Consider the following 24,347-nt stretch of genomic DNA (forward strand, 5'->3'; position numbering starts at 1 on the left):
ACTAGCAAACACACCGGTATATAAATGCAGGCGGCAAATTCCGCCAAACCGTATGACTTCGTTGTACGCTCGAAAATGTTTGGTCAAGTCGAGTTGCGAACCGCCGACCTGCTGGTAAAGCCAATCCTTGCCAATACGCAAACGTCGAGAACCTGGCACCGGGCTGCAAAACGTCGAGCATCGCGTCCATGATTTCATCTTGTAGTCCCTGCGAGAAAGATGCCCACGGCAAACCGCAAATTACCGAGTCGACTCCATCCATCGACTCACGCTGGCAAAGCTCGGCCACGTTGGTGACGCTATCCTCGTACACGATCGCATTGGGGCACCGAGCACGCGTCGCTTCGACCAATTCCGCTGAACGTTCGATAGCGAAGAATTTCGCGTCAGCGTGCATCCGATCAAGAACCGCTTCGGTGAAAACACCAGTTCCCGGTCCAAATTCGACGATATTTCGCGCCGATTGCCAATCGAATCCGTCGACCATTGCTTTGACCAAACCGGGACTACTCGGGGCGATCGCGCCAACTTGGGTGGGATGGCGAAGGAAATTTCTCAGGAAGGTGAATGTCTCTTTCATGGCTAAAGGGTATCGAAAAGTTACCCCGTCGTCAGCTACGATAGCGATATGAAAGTTCCTCAAGCTAGCGGTCGTAGCGAAGTCGGTGCCAATATGACGCCGATGATCGATGTTGTTTTCTTATTGATTATTTTTTTTCTCGTCTCTAGTCATCTGGCTCGACAAGAAAACCGGTTGCCGGTCGAGCTGCCAGTGGCGACAACTTTTTTGCCTGATAATCCTGAACGAACGTCGCTGACGATCACCGTCGATGCGGAAACGCGGTGGCGAGTCGGTGGTGATATCGTTGATCAATCGCAATGGAAAAGTATCCTGGTTAACTATCGAAATGAATCCGGCAATAACGCCTCGGTACGGCTTCGAACCGACGGTACCGTGCCTTATCAGTTCATTGAACCGATACTCCGCGAATCCGCTATCGCTGGCATTAGCGACATCACCATCGCGGTACGCGAGGGGGAACGATAATGCGAGTACCGATTCCGCACCGACAAGGTTCCCTTGAAGTGAAAATGACGCCGATGATCGATGTCGTCTTTTTGCTGCTTGTCTTTTTTGTTTGGACCAGTAGCTTTGAGTTGCCCGAATTTGATTTGCCCAGTGCCATTGCTGAGCCACCGTCGTCTGGCACCAAGACGGAGTCGACCGACACACCGCCGATCGAGATTTTTGACGAAATTGTCATTCGCTTGATCTCTCGTGGCGACGCGGTTGCGATTGAGTTCAATGGTCAACCGATTGCGGATATCTCAGAATTGCAGGAACGGCTTCGGGAAATTCTCGAACTTGGCGTTCAGCCTCCTGTGATCGTCGATCCTGATCCAAGCATAACCATGGCCGAAACGGTCAAAGTCTACGACATCGCAAGAGCCGCTGGTGCGGATCGCGTGCTGTTTGCCGCAAAGGCTGAATCATGACTGTTCCGTCACCGTTAAACTTCATTGCTGTTCTCCTTTTCACTTTTCAATCGCAGATCGCTGCTGCTCGTGATCCGAGCCCTGTTCAGCGGTCAAGCCCTGTTCAGCGGACAAGCCCTGTTCAGCGGACAACGAACGACCGTGATGCCGATTTGGTTGCTGAATTAATCCGCCGTGGTGAATTGGACGTTGCCAGTGCGATTGCGGAAACTGGCCTTGGAACCGCTTCACCACTGAGTGACGAGCACGCCGTGTGGATCGTTCGTCAAGCAGAGATCGAGACTGCGAAACGACGGACGATCGAAGATTTTGACGACGACCAAATCGAGACAATCAAGCGTCCCATTCTCGATTTGCTTTCGGCTTACCCCGATCATTCTCGCACGCTGTTTCTTCGGTCGGCATTGCTCGATGTTGATGCTGCTGCTGCCGAGCACGATTTGTTGGCGGTGTTGGTCAATCCCTCGGATGACGTCCGCTCGCAACGCGTTTTGCGGCGTCTGACTCGCATTGCAAGCGAACTCGATTCACTTTACAAAGAAACGAAAACGGCCCGAACCGTTTTGCTGTCGGTTGCGACCCGAGATCGCTCGGATGGTTTGGTTGGGGATCTTCAGCGACTTGCCCAACAAGTGCTGGTCAATCGAGTCAGTAACAAGTTGATGAGTACCGAGTTGTTTCCGGTCGCCAGTCGTGATCGCTTGGCCGCAGCAGTTGCTGCCGAAAGTGCCGCCGACGAAGCTTTGTCTTTATTGCCGAGCGAATGTCAAGCGCGTAGCGAAATCGAACGATTGCGTCTGATTGGGATCGAGCGGAGTGACGATTTTGATCGAGCACGTCGTGAATGGGAACGCGTGGCGAAGGAATCATTGTCCCTCAAGGACCTACGTCTAGAAGCAATTCGAGTGCGAATTGATTTGCGAGACGGGCAGATCAAGGAAGCGAAAAGGCGGCTTGGTCAGTTCTACGAATCGAATAGGAAAGCCGTGCCGCCTTTGCTAGAGATGGATTTAGCATATCTTGAAAGCCTGCTTTCCGAATCGCAACCTAACCAAGCAAAAATCACGGAGTGGATCGATCAGATTCAATCGCGGCATGGAGCATACGGACGTCGCCGTGGAGAAGTGGTGATGATCGGAATGCTTCGCGCAACAGGAAAATCGTCTACCAATGATAGTGCATCGATTGTCGCGGCCCAAGGACGACAATATCTACGCGAAGGCGACACACAGAGGGCCGCCAAAATGTTGGCACAAGCAGCCATCGCCGAAATGGACGGTGACCAAGCGGTGGCTTTGTCGATTGAGTCGGCAGCAGCGTTTTTGTCCGCAGGAAATTCGGCGGATGCGGCCAGTATTCTGCTAGGCATTGCTCAAAAACACTCGCAGGCCGTTGGCGCCTCAGCGTCGCACTTGCAATCGGCAATGTTGTTTGCAGAAGCGGGAGCCAGCGAATCGGAATTGATTCGTCTGCTTAACGAGACAATCAACCGCTGGCCCGAGAGTAACGAATCCCTGAAGGCCGGCAAATGGCTGGTGAAGCTGTTGTCGGGCAAGAACCAAATCGTTGATGCTGCTGAAATCGCGACGCGAATTCTTGATCGTGACGCGGATGCTGGCGATATAGATGCGACAATGGATCTTTGGAAACAATCGCTACGGAATGCGAGCGATGAGGTGTCTTTTCGCGAAATCATGAACCAATTGGGTGGAGCGTTCGCGAAACTTCGCGAGGTCGAATTAATCAACGCACACTATCGCAAATTTTCCCTCTACTATTTCGATAAGGGTGACTTAGCCAAGGAACAGGAGTCTGATAAAACCTCCAACTCCGATTTCGAAAATGCATTTTTGCGATATCGGCGACATGACGATTTTGCCATTCCCATTGATGCACCGCCGAATGAGCTCAGCGATGCGGTTGTGTGGCGATTGATGCGTGACGGAGAACAAAATGCGGCGTCCCGAAAGCGAATCGCTGAAACGATTTTGAATTGGTCCGTTCGAGATATCGACAAGCTTGATAAAGCAAAATTGTTGGTTTGGGCCGGTGAATCCGACGCTGCGATTCAGGCGGTCAACACTGCAATCGTAAACGCCGCTGATCAAGGTGGCACCATTTCCGAGGCAGCAACAATGCTCGGGGAAATGGACGACCAGCAAGCTCGAAACGAAGCGATCAAGCTATGGGATCGACTTGCTGTGGGGTTGCCTGTCGGTGATCCCGGTTGGCACGAAGCAAAATTGCAGGCGATCTCGCTATTGAACGGAATTGGCGAACCGGATCAAGCCAGGCGGCGAGCGAAGTACATCCTATTGACCAAGCCACCCCAAGACAAATCCTTGGCCGACCGCTACCGACGTTTCGCTGGTTCAACCACGTCCAACGACTAGAGGGAAGCGAACAATGCAACAACGATTTGCGATCCTGAAACACTCGCCGGGTATCTTGCACCAGCGAACGCAGCGAGTCCATTTCGATTGGATGTTCGAAGACCATGGCGTGTTACTGACATGGGCGACCGAAACGTTGGAGCGATTTGACCGCGATTGGACGATTGTCGCAAAACCGCTCGCTGACCACCGTATCGAATATCTCAATTTCGAGGGAGACATCGGTAACGATCGTGGCGACGTGAGACGCGTGATTGCGGGAACCTACACTCGGCACGGCGAAATTGACACCCCGTTTGTCGCCACATTAACTTGGCAAGATTCATCGGGGACTGAGCACACCGGAATGTTTGAAATTGATCGCGATCATTTAGAGTGGCATTACGGCAAAGCGGAATAGCGATCGTCTCTATCGGAATTGGCCCAAGAGATGCATTTATATCGAATCGGATCGAACGGCTTGAACGCCGAATCGGTCTATTTGCGACTTTGCCGGTTCCGCATCGAAGCGGCTGACCTTTCCCCAGGACAGTCTGTTTTGTGCAGAATTGGCGATGAAAAGTGGCAATTCCGTCGGTGCGGGGGGCGCGCGCGCGAGGCGAAGCACGCCACCCGCATTGACTTTTTAATCATTCCATACGCCGATCCGTCGGCCACGAGTGTCTCATTTGGTGTGATGCCGTTTGCATCACCTGTTGCATTTCGCAGCAGGTTTTTCATTAGCAACCCCAAGTCGATTGAGCGTGCTCATTTTATTTGATGCGACCCAAGCGTTTTTTTGAGCACATTGACCGTCGGTTGAAGCCTGGGAAAAGGGCGATCGGCAAAGTGATGCCGTTGGGCTAGTCTCCGAAACAGTACTATTTCGCGTCTGCGTCGCGAGTGATCACGGGGTCTTCGGAAATCACCTTCATCCGTAGGTTCCGAAACTGCACTTTCATTGGATCGCCTTGATGAATTTGCAGGGCGATGATGCCATCTCGCCGAGCCCATTTTGCATCACGATCGTCCACTTCGCACATCAAGGTTCCATTGAGCCGCAATTTGATTTTGCTGCCACGAGCTTCGATTTCGTAGTCGTTAAACTCGCCTGTTTTTATCGCTGACAATAGTGACGGCATCGTTGCAAAACGTTCTTCCTGACGATCTCCATTCTCCGAAGTTACCGCTCGCGCGCCTCGTGTGACGACAGCGCCACGGCCATGTTGGAACAAGCAACCGGTCCACTCGTTGGTTTCATCAAAATCCGCTTGGTAGCCATTGGTATCAAAATTCGGACGTGTCTCACTACGGAACTGCACTCCTGAGTTGTTGTTCCTCAGTTTGATCTCAAACCGCATGATGAAGTCAGCCGGTTTGCTATCCTCGTAATAGAGGTATTGCGTGATGGAACCATTTGGTCCCGCTACGCTCTCTCCTGTGATTGTATCGTCCTCGACTCGCCAAACTCCTTCTTGTCCTTTCCAGCCCATCAAGTCCTTGCCGTTGAACATCGAAACGAAGCCTGCTTCTGGTTGGCCCACGTTATCATCCGCAAACGAATTTCGCGTTACCGGTGCTGCGTTGACAATGCACATCAACGCGAAACTTAAAAGCACTCTTTGAGCAAACATATTTTGAGATCAACTCTTGGTAAGCAAACAGCCGGATACAGATTGAACGTGCTAGGCGAACATAGCGAGTTGCCTAACGCGATGAATGGAAGACGTTTACGAAGGAAGTTCGTATCCATCACGTCGGGGACGAGAAAGGAGGATATTGGCCTCGTCACAGTTGGTAAATCGCTCCATGGCTGGATCCCATTTGAGCGTCTCGCCAACACGACCGACTTCTCTTGCGATGTTCACCAAATAGCATAGTGAAGAACTGCGTTGTCCATATTCAATATCGGCATTGCACCGCTGGCGTGACTTGATGCAATCGACCCAGTTTTGAATATGGGGTTCGTTCTCACCGACCTTCAATTTGCCAGGATTTTCCGGGCCCGTAACGAGCGTTTTCGGATTCGCAGCAACTTTGTCACGATTGATTTCAATTTTGCCATTTTCCCCGATAAAGATGCACCCAAGTCCCGGTCCTCTATCACCGTCGAGGTGCAAATTGAGCTGAGTGCCGGAGGCGTAACGCATCGTAACTTTGGCACGAGGGCCAATCACGTTGCGGGCCATATGGTAGTACTGGGCTCCCGTTTCGTCATCGGTCGCCTTGCGAGGATCGAACTTGCCGCAATTTTCGTCGCGGACTGGTTCGTCCAATACAATTTCCTCTGGTCCAGTTTCGCTGGTACCAAGTCCGCGTTGAATTTGGTCATAGCTATGTGTTCCCCATCCGGTCACGCCAAAGCAACGACCGCCACTATCATAATCTCGCCAACGATTCCATCCGTATTGCAAGTTGGCATGGTAGCCTCGCATTTCTGCTTGATTCGTCCAAATATCCCACCAATTGTCGCTGCCACCTTTTGGCATTGGCTGTGCCGCTTGGGGTGTCCAGATCACAGGGCCAACAAAGTTAGGCGCCAGCACTGTTTTGATTTTGCCAATCGCTCCGTTTTGTACTAGGTCGCTCGCCCAGTTGTTCAGAGGGATTGATCGCTGCTGCGTTCCAACCTGAGTCACACAATTGTATTTACGAGCGATGTTGACCATGTGTCGCCCTTCGGAGATTGTCAGTGACATTGGTTTCTCGATATAAGCGTCGACACCCATCGACATTGCATGACACGCCACCCACGCTCGGGCATGCGTCGTGGTTTCGACCATCACCGCGTCAAGCTTCTCTTTCTCGATCATCTCGCGAAAGTCTTCATAGCCTGTCCATTTTTGCCCTTTTCCTTCCTTGGCAATCATGTCATCAATTCGCGGTTTAAAGCAGTCACTCACCGCCGTGATTTGGATTTCAGGAATCCTGAGTGCGGACCGAGCGATATCACGGCATCTTGCACCTAAGCCAATCAGTCCAACCTTTACGCGATCACTTGGGGCAGGCGTGTCGGCGGCGCCCAATACAGAAGGGCGAACGAAGTAAGGTGCAGCAATCGTTGCTGAAGCAAGCTGCAAAGATTGACGTCGGGAAAGCCGCGATTGTGTCATTGGATAGGATCCAAAATGGGAGGGATAATAGGCACTTGGGTAGGCCTGTTCACCCTAGTCTTCAATAGTGGCTCTTGTCAAGCTGCTACTCGGTTTTTGGCCCCGGTTTTTGGCCCCGGTTTTTGGCACGCGACCGATACCGATTGGGCATGAAATCAAAAGGAGAATGCGATGTGCTACCGCGCAAAGGATCCTTCAATATTCTCGATGAATCGCGAGCCACTATTTGGCTTACAAGAACCGCAGTAGCATTCCGATCCGAAACTTGGACTTACATCGGGGTGGCTGTCATCCCCGCAATCTCTCCCTTAGCACAGACCATCGTTTAAGCGATGATCTCTTTGGCAACTTTGCCATGCACGTCGGTCAAGCGGAAGTCGCGTCCAGCATACCGATAGGTTAATTGCTCGTGATCCAGACCAAGCAAATGCAGGATCGTGGCATGCCAGTCATGGATGTGGCATTTGTTTTCGATCGCCTCGTATCCATGTTCATCGGTCGCGCCGTAACTGAAGCCACCTTTCACGCCCCCTCCGGCCATCCAGGTTGTGTAGCCCTTGTTATTGTGATTCCGACCATCGCTCCCCTGGGCTGCTGGAGTGCGTCCAAATTCGCCTCCCCAAATTACGAGCGTATCCCTTAGCATATCTCGCTGCTTCAGGTCTTGAAGCAATCCGGCGATCGGTTTGTCACAAGCCTCGGCACGGACTTTGTGGTCGACCGAAAGATTGGCGTGCTGATCCCAGTTACCATGCGTGACTTCAACAAATCGCACTCCCGCCTCAACGAAGCGTCGCGCGAGCAAACATTGTTTGCCAAAACTCTCCGTGGAACCACCCGTGGCTCCATACATTTCTAAGGTCGCTTGACTCTCATTTGAAGTATCCATCAACTGCGGCATTGCATCTTGCATACGGAAGGCCAACTCGTAGGACTCAATCACACCCTCGATACCTGGTTGATAACTCTCGCGACCGAGTTTTTCACGATTGAACTGCTGGATCAAGTCGAGTTGAATTCGTTGTTGCTTTTCCGAAAGCACGGGATTTTTAATATCCGGGACGCTCTCGCCACGACCGCCACGCGCAAAGCGGGATGCACGTCCAACTTTGGAGCCACTATAAATCGCCGGCAAGAACGAACTACCGTAATTACGAGAGCTGCCCGAGGGGGGATTGAGCGAGACGAATCCGGGCAGGCTGTCGTTCTCCGTTCCCAAACCATACAGCGTCCAAGCGCCAAGCGAAGGGCGAATAAATTGAGCGGTGCCTGTGTGCATTTGAGTCATTGCACCGGGGTGAACCGGCTGATCGCACTGCATCGAACGAATCAGAGTAAGATCATCCGCGTGCTCAGCCACGCTAGGAAACAAATCCGAAATCCACAATCCGCTGTCACCTCGCTGGCGAAACTTCCAAGGAGATTTCAGCAGCGACCCGCCATACTTGCCACCTTTACCATGATCCTTGGCGAGCTGGGGTTTGTAGTCAAACGTATCCACGTGCGACGGTCCACCTTGCATGCACAGAAAAATCACTCGCTTAGCGCGCGCCGAAAAGTGTGGTGACTTAGACGCAAGCGGATTGTTGGTGGCGGACTGTTCTGCCGCCTGTGTGCCGTATAGTCCCGCGAACGCGAGATAGCCAAAACCGGCGGATGCACGTTGAAGGATTTGACGTCGAGATAACATGGCGTTTTCCAATTTGGATTTGCTCAATTCGCAAAAGAGCAGTAGCAGTGACTAGAAATCAATCGATGTACCGAAACTCGGCAGATGCGAATAAACTTTGGCAAAATGCACTCATGGTTTTTTGGCCACGTGAGCGGTAACTTGTCGTCGGAGCAAATTGCCGGATAAACGCAGTAGCTGCGGAACGTTCACCAGACGTCGGCGGACGCCCGTAGGCTAGTAGGAAAGCAAATTCGAGCTGTTTGGTCGGAGTCGTTTGTTGTTGGAGAACACGATCTGCAAACACATTGCTTTGCTGGATTACGAATCGATTATTCATCATGTAAAGCGCTTGGTTTGCAGTATTGGACGATTCTCGAGTGCCGATAATTGCACTGGAATCCGCAAAGTCAAAGACATCCAGCGAACGAGGTTCTTCGTCGCGAACAATCGGTAGGTAGATGCTTCGGAACTTGGAGTTTTCCTGGTCCAGTTGTCCCGTTACCGCGCGAGCAACATCTTGCAGAGACCGGTCCATTCGGCCACGCTGCATTCCACGAGTGCTCCTCGAATTTCTCGCTACTGTCCCAAACGCTCTTCTAGCAATATCGCGTGGATTCCCCAGTACACCGCCTTGGACTCGTGTGTAACCCGCTTGCGCAACCTCCGAGCCGCGTGGCCGATCGGAATTGATCTCGCCACTGATGCTAAGCATTGCATCGCGAATCGCCTCGGCGTCTAATCGTCGTGGATTTGCACGCCAAAGAAGTGCGTTGTCGGGGTCGTATTGGTGAGATTGGCTATCGAAAGTCGTGCTCATTCGATAAACGCGAGACGTTGCGATGTCGCGAACAACCGACTTGATTGACCACCCCGATTGGACGAACCGACGAGCTAAATGATCGAGCAATTCCTCGTGGCTAGGTGGTTGGCCTGTGGTCCCGAAATTCTCGGTTGATGTGACGATGCCTTGGCCGATCATGTATTGCCAAATGCGGTTGACCATGACGCGGGCAGCTAATGGGTTTTGTTCGCTGGCAATCCAGCTCGCCAGTTCGAGGCGACCGCTCGATTGGTTATCAATCGTCGGCAGGACGGAACAGAGAACTTGTGGAAAGCCACGCTCGACGACTTGCGCCGCTTGATCGATCTCGCCTCGCAAAAGCAACTTGGCATTCGTTGGTGAACGTCGTTCCTGCACTCCCATGCAGTAACTTCGTGGAATACCGTTTTTGTCCACGACCGCTAACTTGTTTGACAATGTGGCGAGTTCGTTGTTAAGCCGAATTCGATTTCGCTGAGCATTGGCCGCGTTACCGTCGCCCATATTGGCGCGGCGCAGCTGCTTCACTTCCCCCATTTTCTCGGTGATCTCGTCACGCAAGCTCTGTAATTCCAGCTTGGTGTAGTGTTTGTCGTATGGATTGGGATCGTCAATCGGCAGAATCATCAGACTGCTGTTCTGTTTCGCTTGAGCTGCACTAAAATTGCCAAAGTCGGAAGGTGGATTCCCGAAGTAGGTTGTCATGTTTCTAAAGATGCCAGCCATCGCGTAATAATCGGTTTGCGGAATGGCATCAAATTTGTGATCGTGGCAGCGAGCACATGCCACCGACGTTCCGAGAAAAACTCGTGTGGTTGCATCAATCTGTTCGTCGACCAAGTCGGCAGCAAACTGCACCCGATTTTGTTCGTTAATGTTCTTCGGGCCAATCGCCAAGAAAGTGGTCGCAACCAAATTCTCGGCCCACTTTTCGTCTGTCTTTGCGGGTAGCAGGTCGCCGGCGATTTGCTGCTGTACGAACTGATCAAATGGCTTGTCATCGTTGAACGAGTCAATCACGTAATCGCGATACCGCCATGCATGTGGATACGTCATGTTGACTTCTCGGCCTGTTGATTCGGCGAAGCGCACGACGTCCAACCAGTGGCGTCCCCAGCGTTCACCAAACTGCTTCTTCTCTAGCAGCTTATCAACGACGTAGGATACGGCTTGATCGGGATCGTTTTCCCACTTCTCAGTGAAGAACGTGATTTGCTCTGGAGTTGGTGGCAATCCAATAAGATCAAAACAGATCCGGCGCAGAACTTTGTATTCTTCTGCGTCCGCAGTGGGTTGTAGGTCTGCTTGTTCAAGTTTGGCGAGGACAAACCGATCGATATCGGTTCGTGGCCAATGGATGTCTTTGACATCGGGTGGGGTTTGATCCACAGGCTTTTTGTAGGCCCAGAAAGTTTCTCGCGCTTGTTGGACGTCCGCTTCCGAGATGGTCGAGCGAATCTCAACGATGTTGCTTGCGCGGGGATCAGGCGCGCCCATTTCAATCCATTGTCGAAAATCGTCAATCACCGTCGGTGAAAGTTTCCGTTTGGGTGGCATCACGAAGTCTTGGTGCGTGATGGCGTTGTAGAGCCAGCTCTGTTCCACGTCCCCCGGAACGACCGCAGGCCCGGCACTGCCACCGATAAGCATTAGTTCTTTTGTGTCCAGACGAAGCCCACCACGAACATTTCCCGCTTCGTTGGAGTGGCACCCATAGCATTCGCGGATCAGGACAGGCCGAATCTTCGTTTCAAAAAACCTCAATTCGTCAGCTGTGAGTTGATCGGCTCGGCACGGAAGTGCAGCACACAACAGCAGCAAAATTGCTGTGGTTCGGTAAAATGCCATGATAAGATTTCGAGTGATAAGAAGTAGCAGCTGGGCGTAAGCGGATCAGGTTTACTCAGCGGAGGGACGTCTCGGAACGTCACCGCCCGGGTTAGCGGCGTCGTCTTTTCCAAACGGACGAGCTTGTCGATTTGTGGCTGGCGTTTGTTGGGTATCCCTTCCGAACTTTCGTGCCAATGGACCTTCTTTTGCCCCCGGCGCCATCGGTCCAGAACGTCGCTCACGCATTGCCTTCAACAGTGCCATCAGTTCACTTGAGTCCAGTTTTTTATCGCCGTCCTGGTCGAATTCCTTCATTAATCGGGCGACCATCTTTGCCGGATCTCGCTCTGGGACAAAGTTTGCTGGTCGTTTTATTCCCTCCATGCGAAGTTGTCCATTCGCATGGGGTTTCCGCTGCCCGCCAGGGCCAATGGGAGCCTGAGCTTGGCATACACTGGCGACTAAGATTGAGCAGGCAATAGTGAAAGACGAGGCAAACGGTCTCATGGCAAAAATCCTACGCAGAAGAAAAGAAGCTCACTTGGAGGCATTTCTTTAAACAATACCATTCTGTGTAGGTTTCGGTGCGGTCGAGCTTATCCCGCAAAAATATGCGAGTTCGACTATGTTTGCCGCGACGCGATGGCACCCTATTGGGTGATCTTTTTAAGCACAATGAGTTGGGCCAAACAATGAGTTGGGCCAAACAATGAGTTGCGCCAAACAATGAGTTGGGCCAAACAATCGGTGCCAATGCATCCATTGCATTTTTTGTTTGATGTCGACCCGGAGTTGTCCTGCATTGCGCCGCCAGGACAGGTCCTGGCTACGATGATCCCACGTCAATGATGGCAATGCTCTAGCGGTGATTCCAGCTTGAAAATCTGGTTCTTACACGCCGACACCTTACACCAAAGCGGTAAGGTTATCGTTGGTAGTTTGACGATTCATCACGTCGCGTTGATCGCAGGATTCGGAAGAATAGTGTGGATTCGCCTTAGCTGATCTGCTGGGATTGCTTCTTGCGACTCCGCTTTTGTTCGTACATCGATGCATCGGAGCATTGCCATGCCTCTTGCAGCGAGCCGTTTGGTTTGCGTCGTCCTACTCCGATTGACGCATTCAGTCCCTCCAAGGTAAAGCTCTCTCTGAGTCGATCGGATAGAGATAGAGCTTCTTGGTCTTGGTCGTGAATCACTAGAATGGAAAATTCGTCACCGCCCAAGCGGGCAGCGGTGTCGTACTCACGAGAGTTGGATCGAATTAGCTCAGCGGCTTTCACTAGTAGCTCGTCGCCCTTGCCGTGTCCATAACAGTCGTTAATCTGTTTGAGCTCATCGAGGTCAATGGAAATGATCGATGCGGGATGTCCCAGACGCCTGCATCGCGATTCTTCGGCCTTGAGTAGTCGATCCCAGCCACGACGATTGAATAGTCCAGTTAAGGGGTCCGATTCGGCGATTGCTTCGGCACGCTCGGCACGCCGTACTTCGTTTTCGGAATGGATTTCAAGTTCTAGGATCGTCGTCAAAAGCTGAGCAATCAACTCGAACTGCGGCAGCGCGTTTACGATGTTGTCCGGTTGAACACTCGGGTCAATTGCACACAACGTTCCAAACAGGCTGCCGTCAGGACGCGTCAGCGGTAGCCCAACGTAAGCAGCGATGGAAACTTGTGTCCCAATCAATGCGTTTGCGTAGGCAGGAATCACTTGTGAATCGGGAGCAATGCAAGGGCCATTGCCCAATACCATCTGCGAGCAAAAGGAATCGGCCCAGCGAAAGACATCGCCGGATTTGACTTCATAGCCATGATCCTCGACTTGTAGGACAATCCAATCATCCCCTTCGGTTCGTGTCACCATCCAAAGTGCGAAACCATAGTTTTCGTGGAGGTAACGCAGTGCCTTTTTGGATGCTGCGTCGAAGTTGGTAAATCCATGAAAGCGATCGAGCGTGTTCAAAACATGTCCTTCCAAATCTACTATTGCGTGATGAGGTGTCACGAAAGAGAACCCAGATTTTGTCTCTAACACGCCCCACTGGAAAACTAGCATACGTTCTTTGCCGGCGCCCCCCGTTAGACTCACCAAATACTGTTTTGTTCGGAATTATGCATTCAACACGGAAAGATAGTACTGCTTGCCGAAAATCGAAAAACGCGACTGCACAGCACGAATCGGACCTGCTGTAGCAATGAATCGTTGATGCCGACTGATAGGCAACCTTTGATTAGATGATTGCCTTGAGCTCCTAGGGAACGAGGGGTTATATCTGTTCTAGGGATTATTTGGTTTGGCTATAGGGGAATTTTGTGAGCGGCGAAGATTCCGTATGCACGATTTCAAGCGAGTCACTTCACGGCAAAGGTCGTCGTGGGATTTGCAATGATCTTCCTCACTTTCCCCAACCTTTCTTTGACTCTTGTAGAGAGCGTTAAGAGCATGTCTAAGTTTGAAGTTTGCCCGAACCAGTCCTGCAATGCGGCAACTGGACAGGTTTTGGCCTACGAGGATTCTATTGGCCTACGAGGATTCTATTGGCCTACGAAGATTTCACGTCAACGATGAAAATGAACGAGCGTTACTCTTTGTCAAAGCGATCGCCATGTCAAAGCGATCACCATGTCAAAGCGATCGCCATTGCCGCTGTTTTTCCGGTCCACTGTAAAACGAAAAATGGCGGTGTGCTTTTGACAAGCACACCGCCATTCGTATTTGATGCGGTCAACGTTGCGATGCTTAATCGAGGAAGCCGACTAGGTCTTGGCTGCGACTTGGTTGCTGCAGCTTGCGAACTGCTTTGGCTTCGATCTGGCGAATTCGCTCGCGGGTCACTTTAAAGATGTGGCCTACTTCTTCGAGCGTGTAACTGTAGCCGTCACCAAGTCCGTAGCGAAGCTTGATAATTTCTCGTTCTCGATACGATAATGACTTCAACACGTTGGTGATGCGGTCACGAAGCATTTCTTGAGTCGCCCCAATTTGTGGGCTTTCGGCTGCACCGTCTGGCAGCAAGTCGCCGAATTGGCTGTCTTCGCTGTTACCGACCGGTCGGTCGAGCGAGATCGGGAACCGGCTCATCGTCAACACGCGGCGTGCTTCTTCGACCGTCACATCGGCTCGGCGAGCGGTTTCTTCGATCGACGGTTCACGCCCCAATTCTTGCAGCAATTGACGAGCGACGTTTCGAACGCGGCTCATTGTTTCGACCATGTGAACCGGAATCCGAATCGTTCGACTTTGGTCCGCAACCGCTCGCGTGATCGCTTGGCGAATCCACCAGGTCGCGTAAGTACAGAACTTAAAGCCACGGCGATATTCGAACTTATCAACGGCTCGCATCAGGCCGGCGTTACCTTCTTGGATCAAGTCCAAGAACGACAAACCACGATTACGATATTTTTTGGCGATCGAAACGACCAAACGCAAGTTTCCTTCGCTTAATTCACGTTTCGCTTGTTGATACTCGGAGTACACCTTCTTGAGCATCATCACGCGATTGTGAAGCGAGGTCGGCGTTTCCTGGCACGCGGTCAAAATTTGGCGACGTTCGTGGAGCAAGCGTTCGCGGACTTCGCGACCATGTTTGGTTCGCTTTTGGTCTTCGACGAGCATCTCGATTTCGGTCAACCGCTGCGAAAACTTTTCAAGCAATTCGATCCGCGTTTCAATCCGCTGGGTTCGCAAGCCCAATTCTTCGATTAAACGGACGGCGCGGCGACGACGACGGGCAAGGGCTCGCCATGCTTCGGCTCGACGACGTTGGGAAGCGCTCTTGCTAAGCGCAACTTTCCAATCGTGACGATTACGCCGAAGCAGTGTTTGCAGCGTACGTAAGTTATGCGGCAAGCGACCGACGATTTGTTCTTTTTCAAGGCAATCGGTTACCGAAACTTGTACCGTTCGGTCGAATGGCAGTTGCCCACGATAAACTTTTTTCAGCGTCTTATAGGCTTCGACGAGGACGTAGTGGTTTTCGAGTAGCTTGGTGCGGAAACGACGACGTGTTTCTTCAATGCGTTTGGCGAGTTCAATTTCTTGTTTCCGCGTCAGCAAGGGGATTTCACCCATTTGCGTTAGGTACATGCGTACCGGATCGTCGGACCACGTTTCGGTTTCGTCGCCAGCGAGCAGTTCATCGGGGCTATCAAGTTGGACTTCGCCATCGGCAGCCGAGGCCATTGCGACAGCAGCATCGTTGTCGTCATTATCCTCCACTGGCAGTTTGCGAAAACCACCCGTGACGGCTTCGGTGCTTTGGACGGAGACATCGTCAAATTCGTCCAATAGTGTGTCGAACAAAGTGAAACTCCTGGCAGATACGGTATGAGTGACTTAAATAAAAATTGCAGTTCAAACGGCAGACAAAATCAGGCAGTGATTACATCATGTGTGCTTACTAACTCTACACCACGCTAAACCCTTTTCGCTTTCCGTAGTTTAATTGGAAAGAGTTTCTGGGTAAGCGGATTATTTTTGTTGGTGAAAGATCACGCCTTAGTGAAGGCACAACGGTCTCGCCGAATAATCTGATTCCGAGAAAGCGCCACTGTGAACCAACACACTGGTGATGCCGTAATCAAGAGTTTCCCCCGGTCCGAACGATTCAAAGCCTTTGGTATGGCCTTTGGGCGTTTGATCACCAACGTGCTCTGACTTGCCGTCGTGGCAGAATTGGGCAAATGGCCACTCTTGGTTGTGAAGCTCGAATCATTCGGTTCACAATTGTCGAACAAAACAGTTCGCTGTGGGTGCCGCGGTTCATCAGGCAAGGATGTCCGGCTCGGGACTGAGAAAGAAGGAAAACAACATTGCAATTTCCACAGGAAACTTTCGTTATCATCCACGCTTCTCAGCCAAACTGGCGGGAGCAGCATTTGGTTTGGCGGTGGCGCCGTTTGCACACATAGATTCTAGTCACCTAACATCTGCGGTCCACCCGGTTCCTCTTCAAATCTTAATCATTTAAGTCCTATGTATTCACTCCCATGCACCCACTGTGACGCGATCATTGAGGTCTCTCCCTCCCAAGCAGGTGACCAGGTGAGGTGTTCATCGTGCCACCAGTCCGTTCAAGTTCCAAAGCTCGGGGATCTTCGCCAGTTGGCGCTCGTGGATGATGCACCGGCCTCGGGCGAGGAGCTTGCTTCGCGAAATGAAACGGGGCTTGCCCCACGGTTGGGGTTGGTCGTTTTGGGGCTGATCGCCACCGCAGCTCTTCTGACAGCCGGATACACCGGTCTTCGCTGGGCTTTGGTCAAAGTGGAGCACTCGACCGAATCCCACCTCTCGGAGCTTCGCGAGAACTATCCGATGCTCTCCTCTGCGGAGCTGATCCGCGAATACGAAGACATGGAAAAGAACGAATTGGAGCTAATTCAGCCGTATAGCTACCAAGTCACGCAGGACGAAAAGGACCATTGGGGACGCATCGCCATGGTCGCCTCCACCATCTTATTGTTGGCGGTGTTAGGAACGATTTTTGTCGCTCGATCGTGGCGATCGCCAACGCCAAGCACCTAGAAGACACTTGGGCGAGTAGACATCCCCCCCACAAGAAGAGGGGCGATGCGACTACTTACTTTTTCCGCTTCAAAACGTAGATGACATCTTCAGTCGTCGAATCGACGTCGATCGGGTCGGTTAGGTCGTACCCGAAATCATAGGTTGCGATCGTTTCCCAACACTCCGATGAGGCGATCAATCGGTCCATTTGTTTGGCTTTATAGCTGCGAAGGACCAGCTCATCCTCAATTCGGAAGCTTCCCGTTGGGCGATGTACATCAAACCGAATCCCAAATCGCTCGATCCGGGTTCTCGTATTGCGGTCGACCGTCCACATATGCGTGTTGATTGAAAGATGGCCGCGACGAGCTGACCATGATTCCGACTCGCTTGGATTGACTGCCGTTGGTGTTAAATGAACGCCAAGCAAGTAAAGTCCACCTGGTCGAATTACCTTACCCAAGCACTGCAGATGGTCGCGAGCTGCCCGTTCGCTGCAAAGATGCCGAAAGCTGTTGATCGTATTGAACGCCAAATCGCATTTACGCGACATTGTAAAGTCGGACATGTCCGCGACAAAAGCCGATTCACGTAGTCCATGTCGCCGAAAACGATCGTTGCAAAATGCCACCGCTTTGGGATTCAAGTCCAACCCGTCGACTTCATAGCCCTTCTTTGCAAGCAAATACAGAAGTCGCCCCGTTCCACACGCGGGCTCAAGGAGGCGTTTGGGTTTGCGGTTCATCCATTGTTCGCCGCAGCCCTCGATGAATTTCACCTCCGCAGCGCAATCGGCACCAAAGACGAGGTCGTAGTACTTGGGATGGTCATAAATAGATTCGTTGATCGTTTCGATCACGGATGGCTCCGGGCGATGAAAAGAAAGGCTAATGAGAATTGGTATCGTGATCCGAGAATCGAAGTCATCCGACGAGAAGTCATCCGACCAGACGCGATCAGGTAACAATCTTAATGTCTGGACTGTTCCGCGAAAGGCTCCTCGCGTAGTCGCCTTTGGACTTGTCGGACCACTTCGGCCCAATTGCCCAATTCCGTTTGGCGAACCAACCTCATTGTCGGGTACCAAGCCGTTTGGTCGCCTTCGGTTAACCATCGCCAATCGGGCACTTTCCCCAGCATCACCAATACGTTGATGCCAAGTGCACCGGCCAAATGCGCTATCGCCGTGTCGCTGGTCACGACAACGTCGAGCGATTTCAAGATCGCGGCGGTGTCTGTGAATGCATCGGTATCGATTCCGTTTGGTAGCGTGATGATCGAATCGGCCAACGAGCATGAATCGATTTGTTCGGTACCGACGCCAAACTGCAGACTGACTAAACTTACATCTTCGATCGCGCCGAGCGGTGCGAGGCTCTCGAGCCGGATGCTACGGTAGACATCGGCATGGTGTTCCGGGTTGCCTTGCCAATTGATCCCGACACGACGCCCGCTTGGTATTTGCCCGCTTGGTATTTGCCTGTGGAGCCAACCACGCCAATGAGTCACTAAGTTTGGATTGGCGTTCAAGTAGCCTTCTTGGTCCGAAAACAGATCGCCTGCGTACGGCAACTCGCCCGTACGGCCATACCAGTGATCGACCACATCAATAAACGATGCGTGATAATCAATTGGCGGAACGACGGAGCCGGTCGGCAGTAGCATGTCGATTCCCGTCATCAATGAAAAGAGTGGCATCATTTCGCTATCGACTTGCACATAGACAGTCGCGCCTGCACGCTTAAGTACCGAAGCGACGCGGATAAATTGGATTGCGTCACCACGACCTTGTTCGGGATAGAGCAAGATCGATTTGCCGTCGACCGATTCTCCCTGCCATATCGGCGCTGACACGCGTGGTCGATAGGTTCCCGGCATCTGCCAACGCCATCGGTATTCGTTCCACCCCAGCTCGTAATTGCCAAGCAGCAGGTGGATGACTCCGAGATTTCGATGCAGTTCGGCGTGGTTGGGATCGATTTTCAATCCTTCGCTATACCACTTCAACCCTTGTTTGATATCGCCGTTCCAAATCCACAGAGTGCCGCGATTCAGCAGTGCGGATAAATAGCCAGGTTGTTGTTCCAGTGCGGTCGCAAAGGCTGCTTCTGCTTCGTCGACTCGCCCGAGCATTCGTAGTGAATTGCCCAGATTGTTCCAGGCAATAGGAAAGCGAGATTGGATCGACAACGCTTTGCGATAAAGCGATGCGGATGCATCAAAATCACGTTGGTCAAACTGAGCGATACCAAGGTATACCAAGGCGTTCGCGTTTCGCGGTGCATGCGCAAGCACGCGGCGATACAGGTCCACAGCGGCCTCGATGTTGCCTGATTGATGGAGTTGCCACCCGTGGGCGAGCACTTCTTCGACAGTTGGCATAAGAGATCGCTTTTTCCTGGGTTTGTCAGTTTGACCTTTATTTTATCGGTCCGAATGCGTCCCCGATAATATAACGAAACCAGCCATCGACAGTCCGACTGTCGATGGCTGGTCGTGAAGACTTGTTCTACTCGAAACCCACTGTCTCGGTTGGCGGATTAGTATCGGAAGATCATGTCGACCATCACACGATCTTCGATGACATCCTTGAAGTCGGTCAAAGGAAACTCGTAAGCAACGCCCGCTTCAAAGTTGCGGCGCGGCTTGTATTTCATGCCAACATTCTGCGTAACTAAGTCATTACCTTCCACATTGGTTACACCGAGGTTAAGAAGGTCTTGGCCCGACACGCCCAGTGGTGCTCCAACTCCCGCATCGTCAACCCAGTGCCACCACGAGTTTTCGGTAAGCAGGTAAACGCTGTCAGTCACCTTCACATCCAAGTGATTGTTCCAGTGAACCGTGGTGCTTTGGACATCTTGATCGACGGGTAGTTGCAATCCTACCGAACTGAGGACGTGAGCGTTGCCATCAAGCAAACGCTGGCCACCGGTGGCAAAGAAATGGAACTGTCCGTCGCCGACCGCTTGGCCCGTTTGTTCGGATCCAAGTGGAATTTCATAAGTGAAACCACCGGACAGCAATGTGCCCGTTTGTACGTTGCGGACCAAGTTGTATTTCAAACCAGCGGTCACATCGGCCCAACCCGATGCAATCAACCCATCGAGGGCACCTTCGGTGTTGTCAATGATGTAGCCGTCTTTGACAGCGATCAAGCTCAAGCGATCGGTCAGAGCGAGGCGGAATTGAAGTGCGAAAAGTTGAATGCTGCCTCCCGCAGGAATGTTCGCTGGCCCAAGCGTGTTTGGGAATTGGTGCGTAACAAAAATCGGCCGAAGTTCGGTGAGGTTTCGTGGATCTTCGAAATGAACAAAGTCAATCATTGGGCTAATGAAGTCGTCGAAGCAGCGGTCGCTTGGCTTGACCCAATTCAAGGGCGACAAATCGTCGAGGCAACTTGTTGCGCCACATCCGAGTCCACATGAATCACAGCCACAATCGCAACTGCTGTCACAGCAGCCCATGTCCGAATCGCAACATGCAACGTCGCAACACGCGTCACATCCGGAGTCACAACCAAGTGAGCCAAACCAATCGAGTGCCTGTGCACTCGGAGAAATTAGCGAGGCAGCCATCAGCCCCACGAATCCCACAGCCAACCGTCTCATTCTTCTGTCCTTCCTGAACCATCTTGTTGTCGTGGCTTTTCGGAAGGTCAAAGTTCCTGCTTCAACCGCCAAGTCGCCTGTTGAAGGAGGGGTATCGTCAACAGGCACTTGAGTCGTTCGTATCTTTCCGAGCTCATGCGACAATGATCAAAATCAATACAAGTTCTCAATATCGGTCGGTGCTTTCCTCAAAGAAACGCTTTCCAGTGGAATCAGTCAGAGGGAAACGTCGACATTTACTGCCCGCAGTGGGCGTATCCGCACTAAGTTGTGCCGTTTTGTGGAATATGCGATCGCACTTCTACGGCATCGAACCTCCGATTAGCGGCGAAACCCGCTATGCGTTTCGCGGGTTTTTTCGTAAATTCCCCATTTAATTGGGGCCACTTTGCCGCATGCGACATATCGCCGCATTGGAAAAAGTGTCGCAATCGCCCATTTTTATCAAGAACTCGTCTTTGCTGATGGTTTTAGCGCGTGCATTCGATCCCGTGGCTTGAAAAATTCAATAAGCTTACAGGTCTTAGCTCACACCTTTTCATTTGTGACCAATAAGGAAGAAAAAGTTGTCAATCGAGACCCCCTCCGATTTGTCACCATCCAACGAGCCCTCTGGCTCTGAACTGGCCCGTCAACAGGAACAACTCGAGACCTATTCCTATGACGACGATATCGTCCGCAAATTTGCCACCGCCACGCTTGTTTGGGCTGCTGTTGGGACACTTGCTGGGTTGATTGTCGCGGTCCTTTTGGTCATGCCGAAGGCGTTGGGCGGTTTGGAATGGCTCAGTTTTGGACGCCTTCGCCCTTTACATACCAACGCCGCAATTTTTGCCTTTGCCGGGAACGCCATTTTCGCGGCCGTTTACTACAGCACTCAGCGGTTGTGCAAATGCCGGATGTGGAGCGACACGCTCAGCCGACTGCATTTTTGGGGTTGGCAGGCGATCATTGTCGCTGCAGCGATTACGTTGCCGCTCGGTATTACCCAAAGTAAAGAATACGCCGAATTGGAATGGCCGATCGACTTGGCAATCGCTGTTGTGTGGCTTGGGTTCTTTGGTGGCAATTTCTTGATGACCTTGATCAACCGGCGCGAACGTCACATGTATGTTGCGTTGTGGTTTTACATCGCGACGATCGTCACTGTGACAGTACTGCATGTATTCAACAATTTGGTTATTCCGATCAACCTTGCAAAAAGCTATCCCGTTTATGCAGGGGTTCAAGACGCATTTATGCAGTGGTGGTACGGCCACAATGCGGTGGCGTTTTTCTTAACGACACCCTTTCTTGGATTGATGTATTATTTCCTGCCCAAGGCGGCCAATCGTCCGGTCTTTAGTTACAAACTTTCGATTTTGCACTTTTGGTCTCTGGTATTCATTTACATCTGGGCGGGGCCTCACCATTTGCATTACACGGCATTGCCCGAATGGGCGTCGACGCTCGGGATGCTTTTTAGCGTGATGCTTTGGATGCCATCTTGGGGCGGGATGATCAACGGACTTCTGACCCTGCGAGGCGCTTGGCAAAAAGTAGCAACCGACCCGGTTCTGAAATTCTTTGTCGTTGGTGTCACCTTCTACGGCATGTCGACGTTTGAAGGCCCTGTATTAAGTGTGAAAAGCGTTAACGGATTGACCCACTATACTGACTGGACAATCGCTCACGTTCACTCCGGTGCACTGGGGTGGAACGGGATGATGTCCTTCGGGATGCTTTACTGGTTAATGCCGCGATTGTTCCAAACGAAACTCTGGAGCACCAAGGCCGCGTCGGCGCACTTCTGGATCGCAACGATCGGCATTCTTCTCTATATCGTCCCCATTTATGCCGCGGGTCTTATGCAAGGTTTGATGTGGCGCGCGATGGACGATACGGGCAACCTTGTCTATCCGGACTTCATTGAAACGATTCAAAAAATCGTCCCACTGTGGTGGTTGCGAGTCCTCGGTGGAGGTTTGTTTGTCAGCGGGATTTTACTGATGGCTGTGAACTGGTTCATGACTTGGTTGACACGTCCTGCGGTTTACGAAGTGCCCGTTTATTCGTCGCCTCGATTGGCGGCCCAATACGAAGAAGAGGCGATCGATTCGAGCAGCGATCTTGATTCGGTGCCTGTGCTCGATGCGGCTCGGAAATTGGACGTTTGGTCGCGAATGGGTTGGCACCGACGTTGGGAGCGATTGCCCATTCGTTTCACGATTCTGGCCACGTTGGCGGTGGTTATCGCCAGTTTGTTTGAGATCATTCCGACGTTTTTGATCCGCAGCAATGTTCCTACCATCACAACGGTGAAACCATATACACCGCTCGAGCTCGCCGGACGTGATATTTTCGTTGCCGAAGGTTGCTACAACTGCCATTCGCAGATGATTCGGCCGTTCGTCGCCGAGACCAAACGATATGGCGAATACAGTAAGCCAGGCGAATCGATCTACGATCATCCGTTCCAATGGGGAAGCCGCCGAATTGGTCCCGACTTGGCCCGTGAAGGTGGCAAACAAAGTAGTCTTTGGCATTGGTTGCACTTTGAGAATCCTGAACAAGTTTCGCCAGGCAGTGTGATGCCAAGTTACATCCATTTATTGGAAACGGAAATCAATTTCGAGCGTGTTAAGGATCGTGTTTGGGCTGCTCGTTCCCTTGGAGCACCTTATGACTTTGAACTCGATGAAGCTCCGGCGCTGGCGCGAAAGCAAGCGGAAGAGATCGCTGCGGACATTGTTTCACAAGGCGGTCCCGTGTCGCGAAGTGATGTGATGACGCTCAACTCGCAGGCGGTGGCGTTGATTGCGTTTTTACAGCGAGTGGGAATCGACATTTTTGCCACGCCTGAGCCGGTCGCCGCCCCTGTGGCAGAAGAAACGCCTGCCGAGGAAACGCCTGCGGCAGAGCTCGAAGCCGAAATCGCTAGCCGCTAGTTTGAGAAACAACGTAGCCGAAGTCGCGGAGACTTTGGTACTTCAATCGGATGTCTCTAAGACTTCCGCTACGATAAAAACATGGAGGTCCCTGGGACTTCCGCAAAGATGAAACAAAGAAGCGAGCCTTCATGTTAACTGACGTAATCCGTGGGATAGACTACAGCGATTGTGCTGAACTTGCCTTGATCTTGTTCTGTTTCGCTTTCGGTTTAATGTTCCTTGCAACCACTCGATTGTCACGCAACGCGACGGATCGATTTGCCGCAATCCCACTTTCCGATGCTGTGGAGACACCCCGTAATGAAGAGTAATGCCGAAACGAATGCTCCACAAACTGACAAAGAAGTAGTTGGTCACGTTCCTGATGATCCGTTGACGGGCCACGCCTACGATGGCATCCAAGAGTTCGATAATCCGCTTCCTGGATGGTGGAAGTGGATGTTCATCGGGTCGATCGCATTCGCATTGCCGTATTGGGCGTTCTACCACGGTGGTGCCGAAGGACGGACGGTCCACGATCGTTATGACAACGCGATGGCTGCCAACATTCGATTGCAATTCGAAGAAATTGGCGAGCTGAAGGAAGATCGCGAGACGGTCGTGAAATTCCTTTATGAACCGTCCTGGTTACGAGTCGGCCAGACTGTTTTTAAGACCAACTGCGTGTCCTGTCACGGTGCGGATGGCGGTGGGATTGTCGGCCCGAATTTGACGGACGAGGAATACAAGAATGTCAAAGACATTGGCGATATTCTGACCGTTCTTCAGAATGGAGCCGGTGGCGGTGCCATGCCGGCCTGGAAGAACCGTTTGTCGACCAACGAACTTGTGTTAGCAGCCAGTTATGCAGCGAGTCTAAGAGGCACGACGCCTGGTACAGCGAAGCAGCCTGAGGGTCGCAAAATTGCGCCGTGGCCTGCTGCACCCGTCGAGGAGGACGAGACTCCCGAAGGTGATGATGCCGAATCCGAGGAATCGGGTGACGGTACGACCTAA

The 24,347-nt window shown here is 51.9% G+C and carries 19 protein-coding genes; 8 read left to right on the plus strand and 11 right to left on the minus strand.

Annotated features, from left to right (window positions below; translation table 11 throughout):
• Position 1: 1 nt before the first annotated feature.
• Positions 2-580, minus strand: a complete 579-nt coding sequence (locus tag CA13_RS19000) for a class I SAM-dependent methyltransferase (RefSeq protein ID WP_146399268.1) — start codon at positions 578-580, stop codon at positions 2-4.
• Positions 581-628: 48 nt separating this feature from the next.
• Here CA13_RS19000 and CA13_RS19005 point away from each other — a divergent pair, with 48 nt between their 5' ends.
• Genes CA13_RS19005 through CA13_RS19020 form a run of 4 tightly spaced genes read left to right on the plus strand, consistent with a single transcriptional unit; the run spans position 629 to position 4,290 of the window.
• A complete protein-coding gene (locus CA13_RS19005; protein WP_146399270.1) occupies positions 629-1,048 on the plus strand; it encodes an ExbD/TolR family protein in 420 nt (139 codons plus the stop codon).
• Positions 1,048-1,497: an ExbD/TolR family protein gene (locus CA13_RS19010; protein WP_146399272.1), complete on the plus strand. Its 450-nt coding sequence runs from the start codon at positions 1,048-1,050 to the stop codon at positions 1,495-1,497. Before CA13_RS19005 ends, CA13_RS19010 begins: the two co-directional genes overlap by 1 nt.
• Positions 1,494-3,890 carry a tetratricopeptide repeat protein gene (locus tag CA13_RS19015; RefSeq protein ID WP_146399274.1) on the plus strand — a complete coding sequence of 799 codons (2,397 nt, stop codon included), beginning with the start codon at positions 1,494-1,496 and terminating at the stop codon, positions 3,888-3,890. Before CA13_RS19010 ends, CA13_RS19015 begins: the two co-directional genes overlap by 4 nt.
• 13 nt (positions 3,891-3,903) lie before the next feature.
• A complete protein-coding gene (locus CA13_RS19020) occupies positions 3,904-4,290 on the plus strand; it encodes a DNA polymerase ligase N-terminal domain-containing protein (protein WP_146399276.1) in 387 nt (128 codons plus the stop codon).
• 460 nt (positions 4,291-4,750) lie between these two features.
• Here the strand turns inward: CA13_RS19020 and CA13_RS19025 are convergent, their stop codons facing one another.
• From CA13_RS19025 to CA13_RS19055, 7 genes are all read right to left on the minus strand, one after another.
• Complete coding sequence (locus tag CA13_RS19025) at positions 4,751-5,503, minus strand: 3-keto-disaccharide hydrolase (RefSeq protein WP_146399278.1); 753 nt, start codon at positions 5,501-5,503, stop codon at positions 4,751-4,753.
• A gap of 96 nt (positions 5,504-5,599) precedes the next feature.
• A complete protein-coding gene (locus CA13_RS19030; protein ID WP_146399280.1) occupies positions 5,600-6,982 on the minus strand; it encodes a Gfo/Idh/MocA family protein in 1,383 nt (460 codons plus the stop codon).
• Positions 6,983-7,307: 325 nt separating this feature from the next.
• Entirely contained in the window at positions 7,308-8,672 is a 1,365-nt protein-coding gene (locus CA13_RS19035; protein ID WP_146399282.1) for a DUF1501 domain-containing protein, read from the minus strand.
• Positions 8,673-8,730: 58 nt separating this feature from the next.
• Complete coding sequence (locus CA13_RS19040; protein WP_146399284.1) at positions 8,731-11,322, minus strand: PSD1 and planctomycete cytochrome C domain-containing protein; 2,592 nt, start codon at positions 11,320-11,322, stop codon at positions 8,731-8,733.
• 51 nt (positions 11,323-11,373) lie between these two features.
• Positions 11,374-11,811, minus strand: a complete 438-nt coding sequence (locus CA13_RS19045; protein ID WP_146399286.1) for an EF-hand domain-containing protein — start codon at positions 11,809-11,811, stop codon at positions 11,374-11,376.
• A 490-nt stretch (positions 11,812-12,301) separates the two neighbouring features.
• Positions 12,302-13,267 carry a sensor domain-containing diguanylate cyclase gene (locus tag CA13_RS19050; RefSeq protein WP_419194565.1) on the minus strand — a complete coding sequence of 322 codons (966 nt, stop codon included), beginning with the start codon at positions 13,265-13,267 and terminating at the stop codon, positions 12,302-12,304.
• Positions 13,268-14,044: 777 nt separating this feature from the next.
• Complete coding sequence (locus tag CA13_RS19055; RefSeq protein WP_146399288.1) at positions 14,045-15,607, minus strand: sigma-70 family RNA polymerase sigma factor; 1,563 nt, start codon at positions 15,605-15,607, stop codon at positions 14,045-14,047.
• Positions 15,608-16,348: 741 nt separating this feature from the next.
• Here CA13_RS19055 and CA13_RS19060 point away from each other — a divergent pair.
• Positions 16,349-16,828: a hypothetical protein gene (locus CA13_RS19060; protein WP_146399290.1), complete on the plus strand. Its 480-nt coding sequence runs from the start codon at positions 16,349-16,351 to the stop codon at positions 16,826-16,828.
• A gap of 55 nt (positions 16,829-16,883) precedes the next feature.
• Here CA13_RS19060 and CA13_RS19065 read toward each other — a convergent pair whose 3' ends face one another.
• The 3 genes from CA13_RS19065 to CA13_RS19075 form a co-directional block, all read right to left on the minus strand.
• On the minus strand, positions 16,884-17,777 hold the full coding sequence (locus tag CA13_RS19065) for an SAM-dependent methyltransferase (RefSeq protein ID WP_419194566.1): 894 nt from the start codon (positions 17,775-17,777) through the stop codon (positions 16,884-16,886).
• Positions 17,778-17,779: 2 nt separating this feature from the next.
• Positions 17,780-19,192, minus strand: coding sequence for a tetratricopeptide repeat protein (locus tag CA13_RS19070; protein ID WP_146399292.1), 1,413 nt, complete (start codon positions 19,190-19,192; stop codon positions 17,780-17,782).
• Positions 19,193-19,350: 158 nt separating this feature from the next.
• Positions 19,351-20,421, minus strand: a complete 1,071-nt coding sequence (locus CA13_RS19075) for a hypothetical protein (RefSeq protein ID WP_419194567.1) — start codon at positions 20,419-20,421, stop codon at positions 19,351-19,353.
• Positions 20,422-21,011: 590 nt separating this feature from the next.
• Between CA13_RS19075 and ccoN the strand changes: the two genes are divergently transcribed.
• From ccoN to CA13_RS19090, 3 genes are all read left to right on the plus strand, one after another.
• Complete coding sequence (gene ccoN, locus CA13_RS19080; RefSeq protein ID WP_419195126.1) at positions 21,012-23,348, plus strand: cytochrome-c oxidase, cbb3-type subunit I; 2,337 nt, start codon at positions 21,012-21,014, stop codon at positions 23,346-23,348.
• Positions 23,349-23,479: 131 nt separating this feature from the next.
• Entirely contained in the window at positions 23,480-23,662 is a 183-nt protein-coding gene (locus tag CA13_RS19085; RefSeq protein ID WP_146399296.1) for a hypothetical protein, read from the plus strand.
• A complete protein-coding gene (locus CA13_RS19090) occupies positions 23,652-24,347 on the plus strand; it encodes a cbb3-type cytochrome c oxidase N-terminal domain-containing protein (RefSeq protein WP_146399298.1) in 696 nt (231 codons plus the stop codon). Before CA13_RS19085 ends, CA13_RS19090 begins: the two co-directional genes overlap by 11 nt.

Source organism: Novipirellula herctigrandis, from assembly GCA_007859835.1.
Taxonomy (GTDB): Bacteria; Planctomycetota; Planctomycetia; order Pirellulales; family Pirellulaceae; genus Novipirellula_A; species Novipirellula_A herctigrandis.

What these genes read in the sequence shown, in the direction of transcription:
- CA13_RS19045 (WP_146399286.1), bottom strand. Translation starts at nt 11,811, where the DNA reads ATGAGACCGTTTGCCTCGTCTTTCACTATTGCCTGCTCAATCTTAGTC.
- CA13_RS19025 (WP_146399278.1), bottom strand. Translation starts at nt 5,503, where the DNA reads ATGTTTGCTCAAAGAGTGCTTTTAAGTTTCGCGTTGATGTGCATTGTC.
- CA13_RS19035 (WP_146399282.1), bottom strand. Translation starts at nt 8,672, where the DNA reads ATGTTATCTCGACGTCAAATCCTTCAACGTGCATCCGCCGGTTTTGGC.
- CA13_RS19020 (WP_146399276.1), top strand. Translation starts at nt 3,904, where the DNA reads ATGCAACAACGATTTGCGATCCTGAAACACTCGCCGGGTATCTTGCAC.
- CA13_RS19085 (WP_146399296.1), top strand. Translation starts at nt 23,480, where the DNA reads ATGTTAACTGACGTAATCCGTGGGATAGACTACAGCGATTGTGCTGAA.
- CA13_RS19070 (WP_146399292.1), bottom strand. Translation starts at nt 19,192, where the DNA reads ATGCCAACTGTCGAAGAAGTGCTCGCCCACGGGTGGCAACTCCATCAA.
- CA13_RS19005 (WP_146399270.1), top strand. Translation starts at nt 629, where the DNA reads ATGAAAGTTCCTCAAGCTAGCGGTCGTAGCGAAGTCGGTGCCAATATG.
- CA13_RS19075 (WP_419194567.1), bottom strand. Translation starts at nt 20,421, where the DNA reads ATGAGACGGTTGGCTGTGGGATTCGTGGGGCTGATGGCTGCCTCGCTA.
- CA13_RS19000 (WP_146399268.1), bottom strand. Translation starts at nt 580, where the DNA reads ATGAAAGAGACATTCACCTTCCTGAGAAATTTCCTTCGCCATCCCACC.
- CA13_RS19090 (WP_146399298.1), top strand. Translation starts at nt 23,652, where the DNA reads ATGAAGAGTAATGCCGAAACGAATGCTCCACAAACTGACAAAGAAGTA.
- CA13_RS19010 (WP_146399272.1), top strand. Translation starts at nt 1,048, where the DNA reads ATGCGAGTACCGATTCCGCACCGACAAGGTTCCCTTGAAGTGAAAATG.
- CA13_RS19040 (WP_146399284.1), bottom strand. Translation starts at nt 11,322, where the DNA reads ATGGCATTTTACCGAACCACAGCAATTTTGCTGCTGTTGTGTGCTGCA.
- CA13_RS19030 (WP_146399280.1), bottom strand. Translation starts at nt 6,982, where the DNA reads ATGACACAATCGCGGCTTTCCCGACGTCAATCTTTGCAGCTTGCTTCA.
- CA13_RS19015 (WP_146399274.1), top strand. Translation starts at nt 1,494, where the DNA reads ATGACTGTTCCGTCACCGTTAAACTTCATTGCTGTTCTCCTTTTCACT.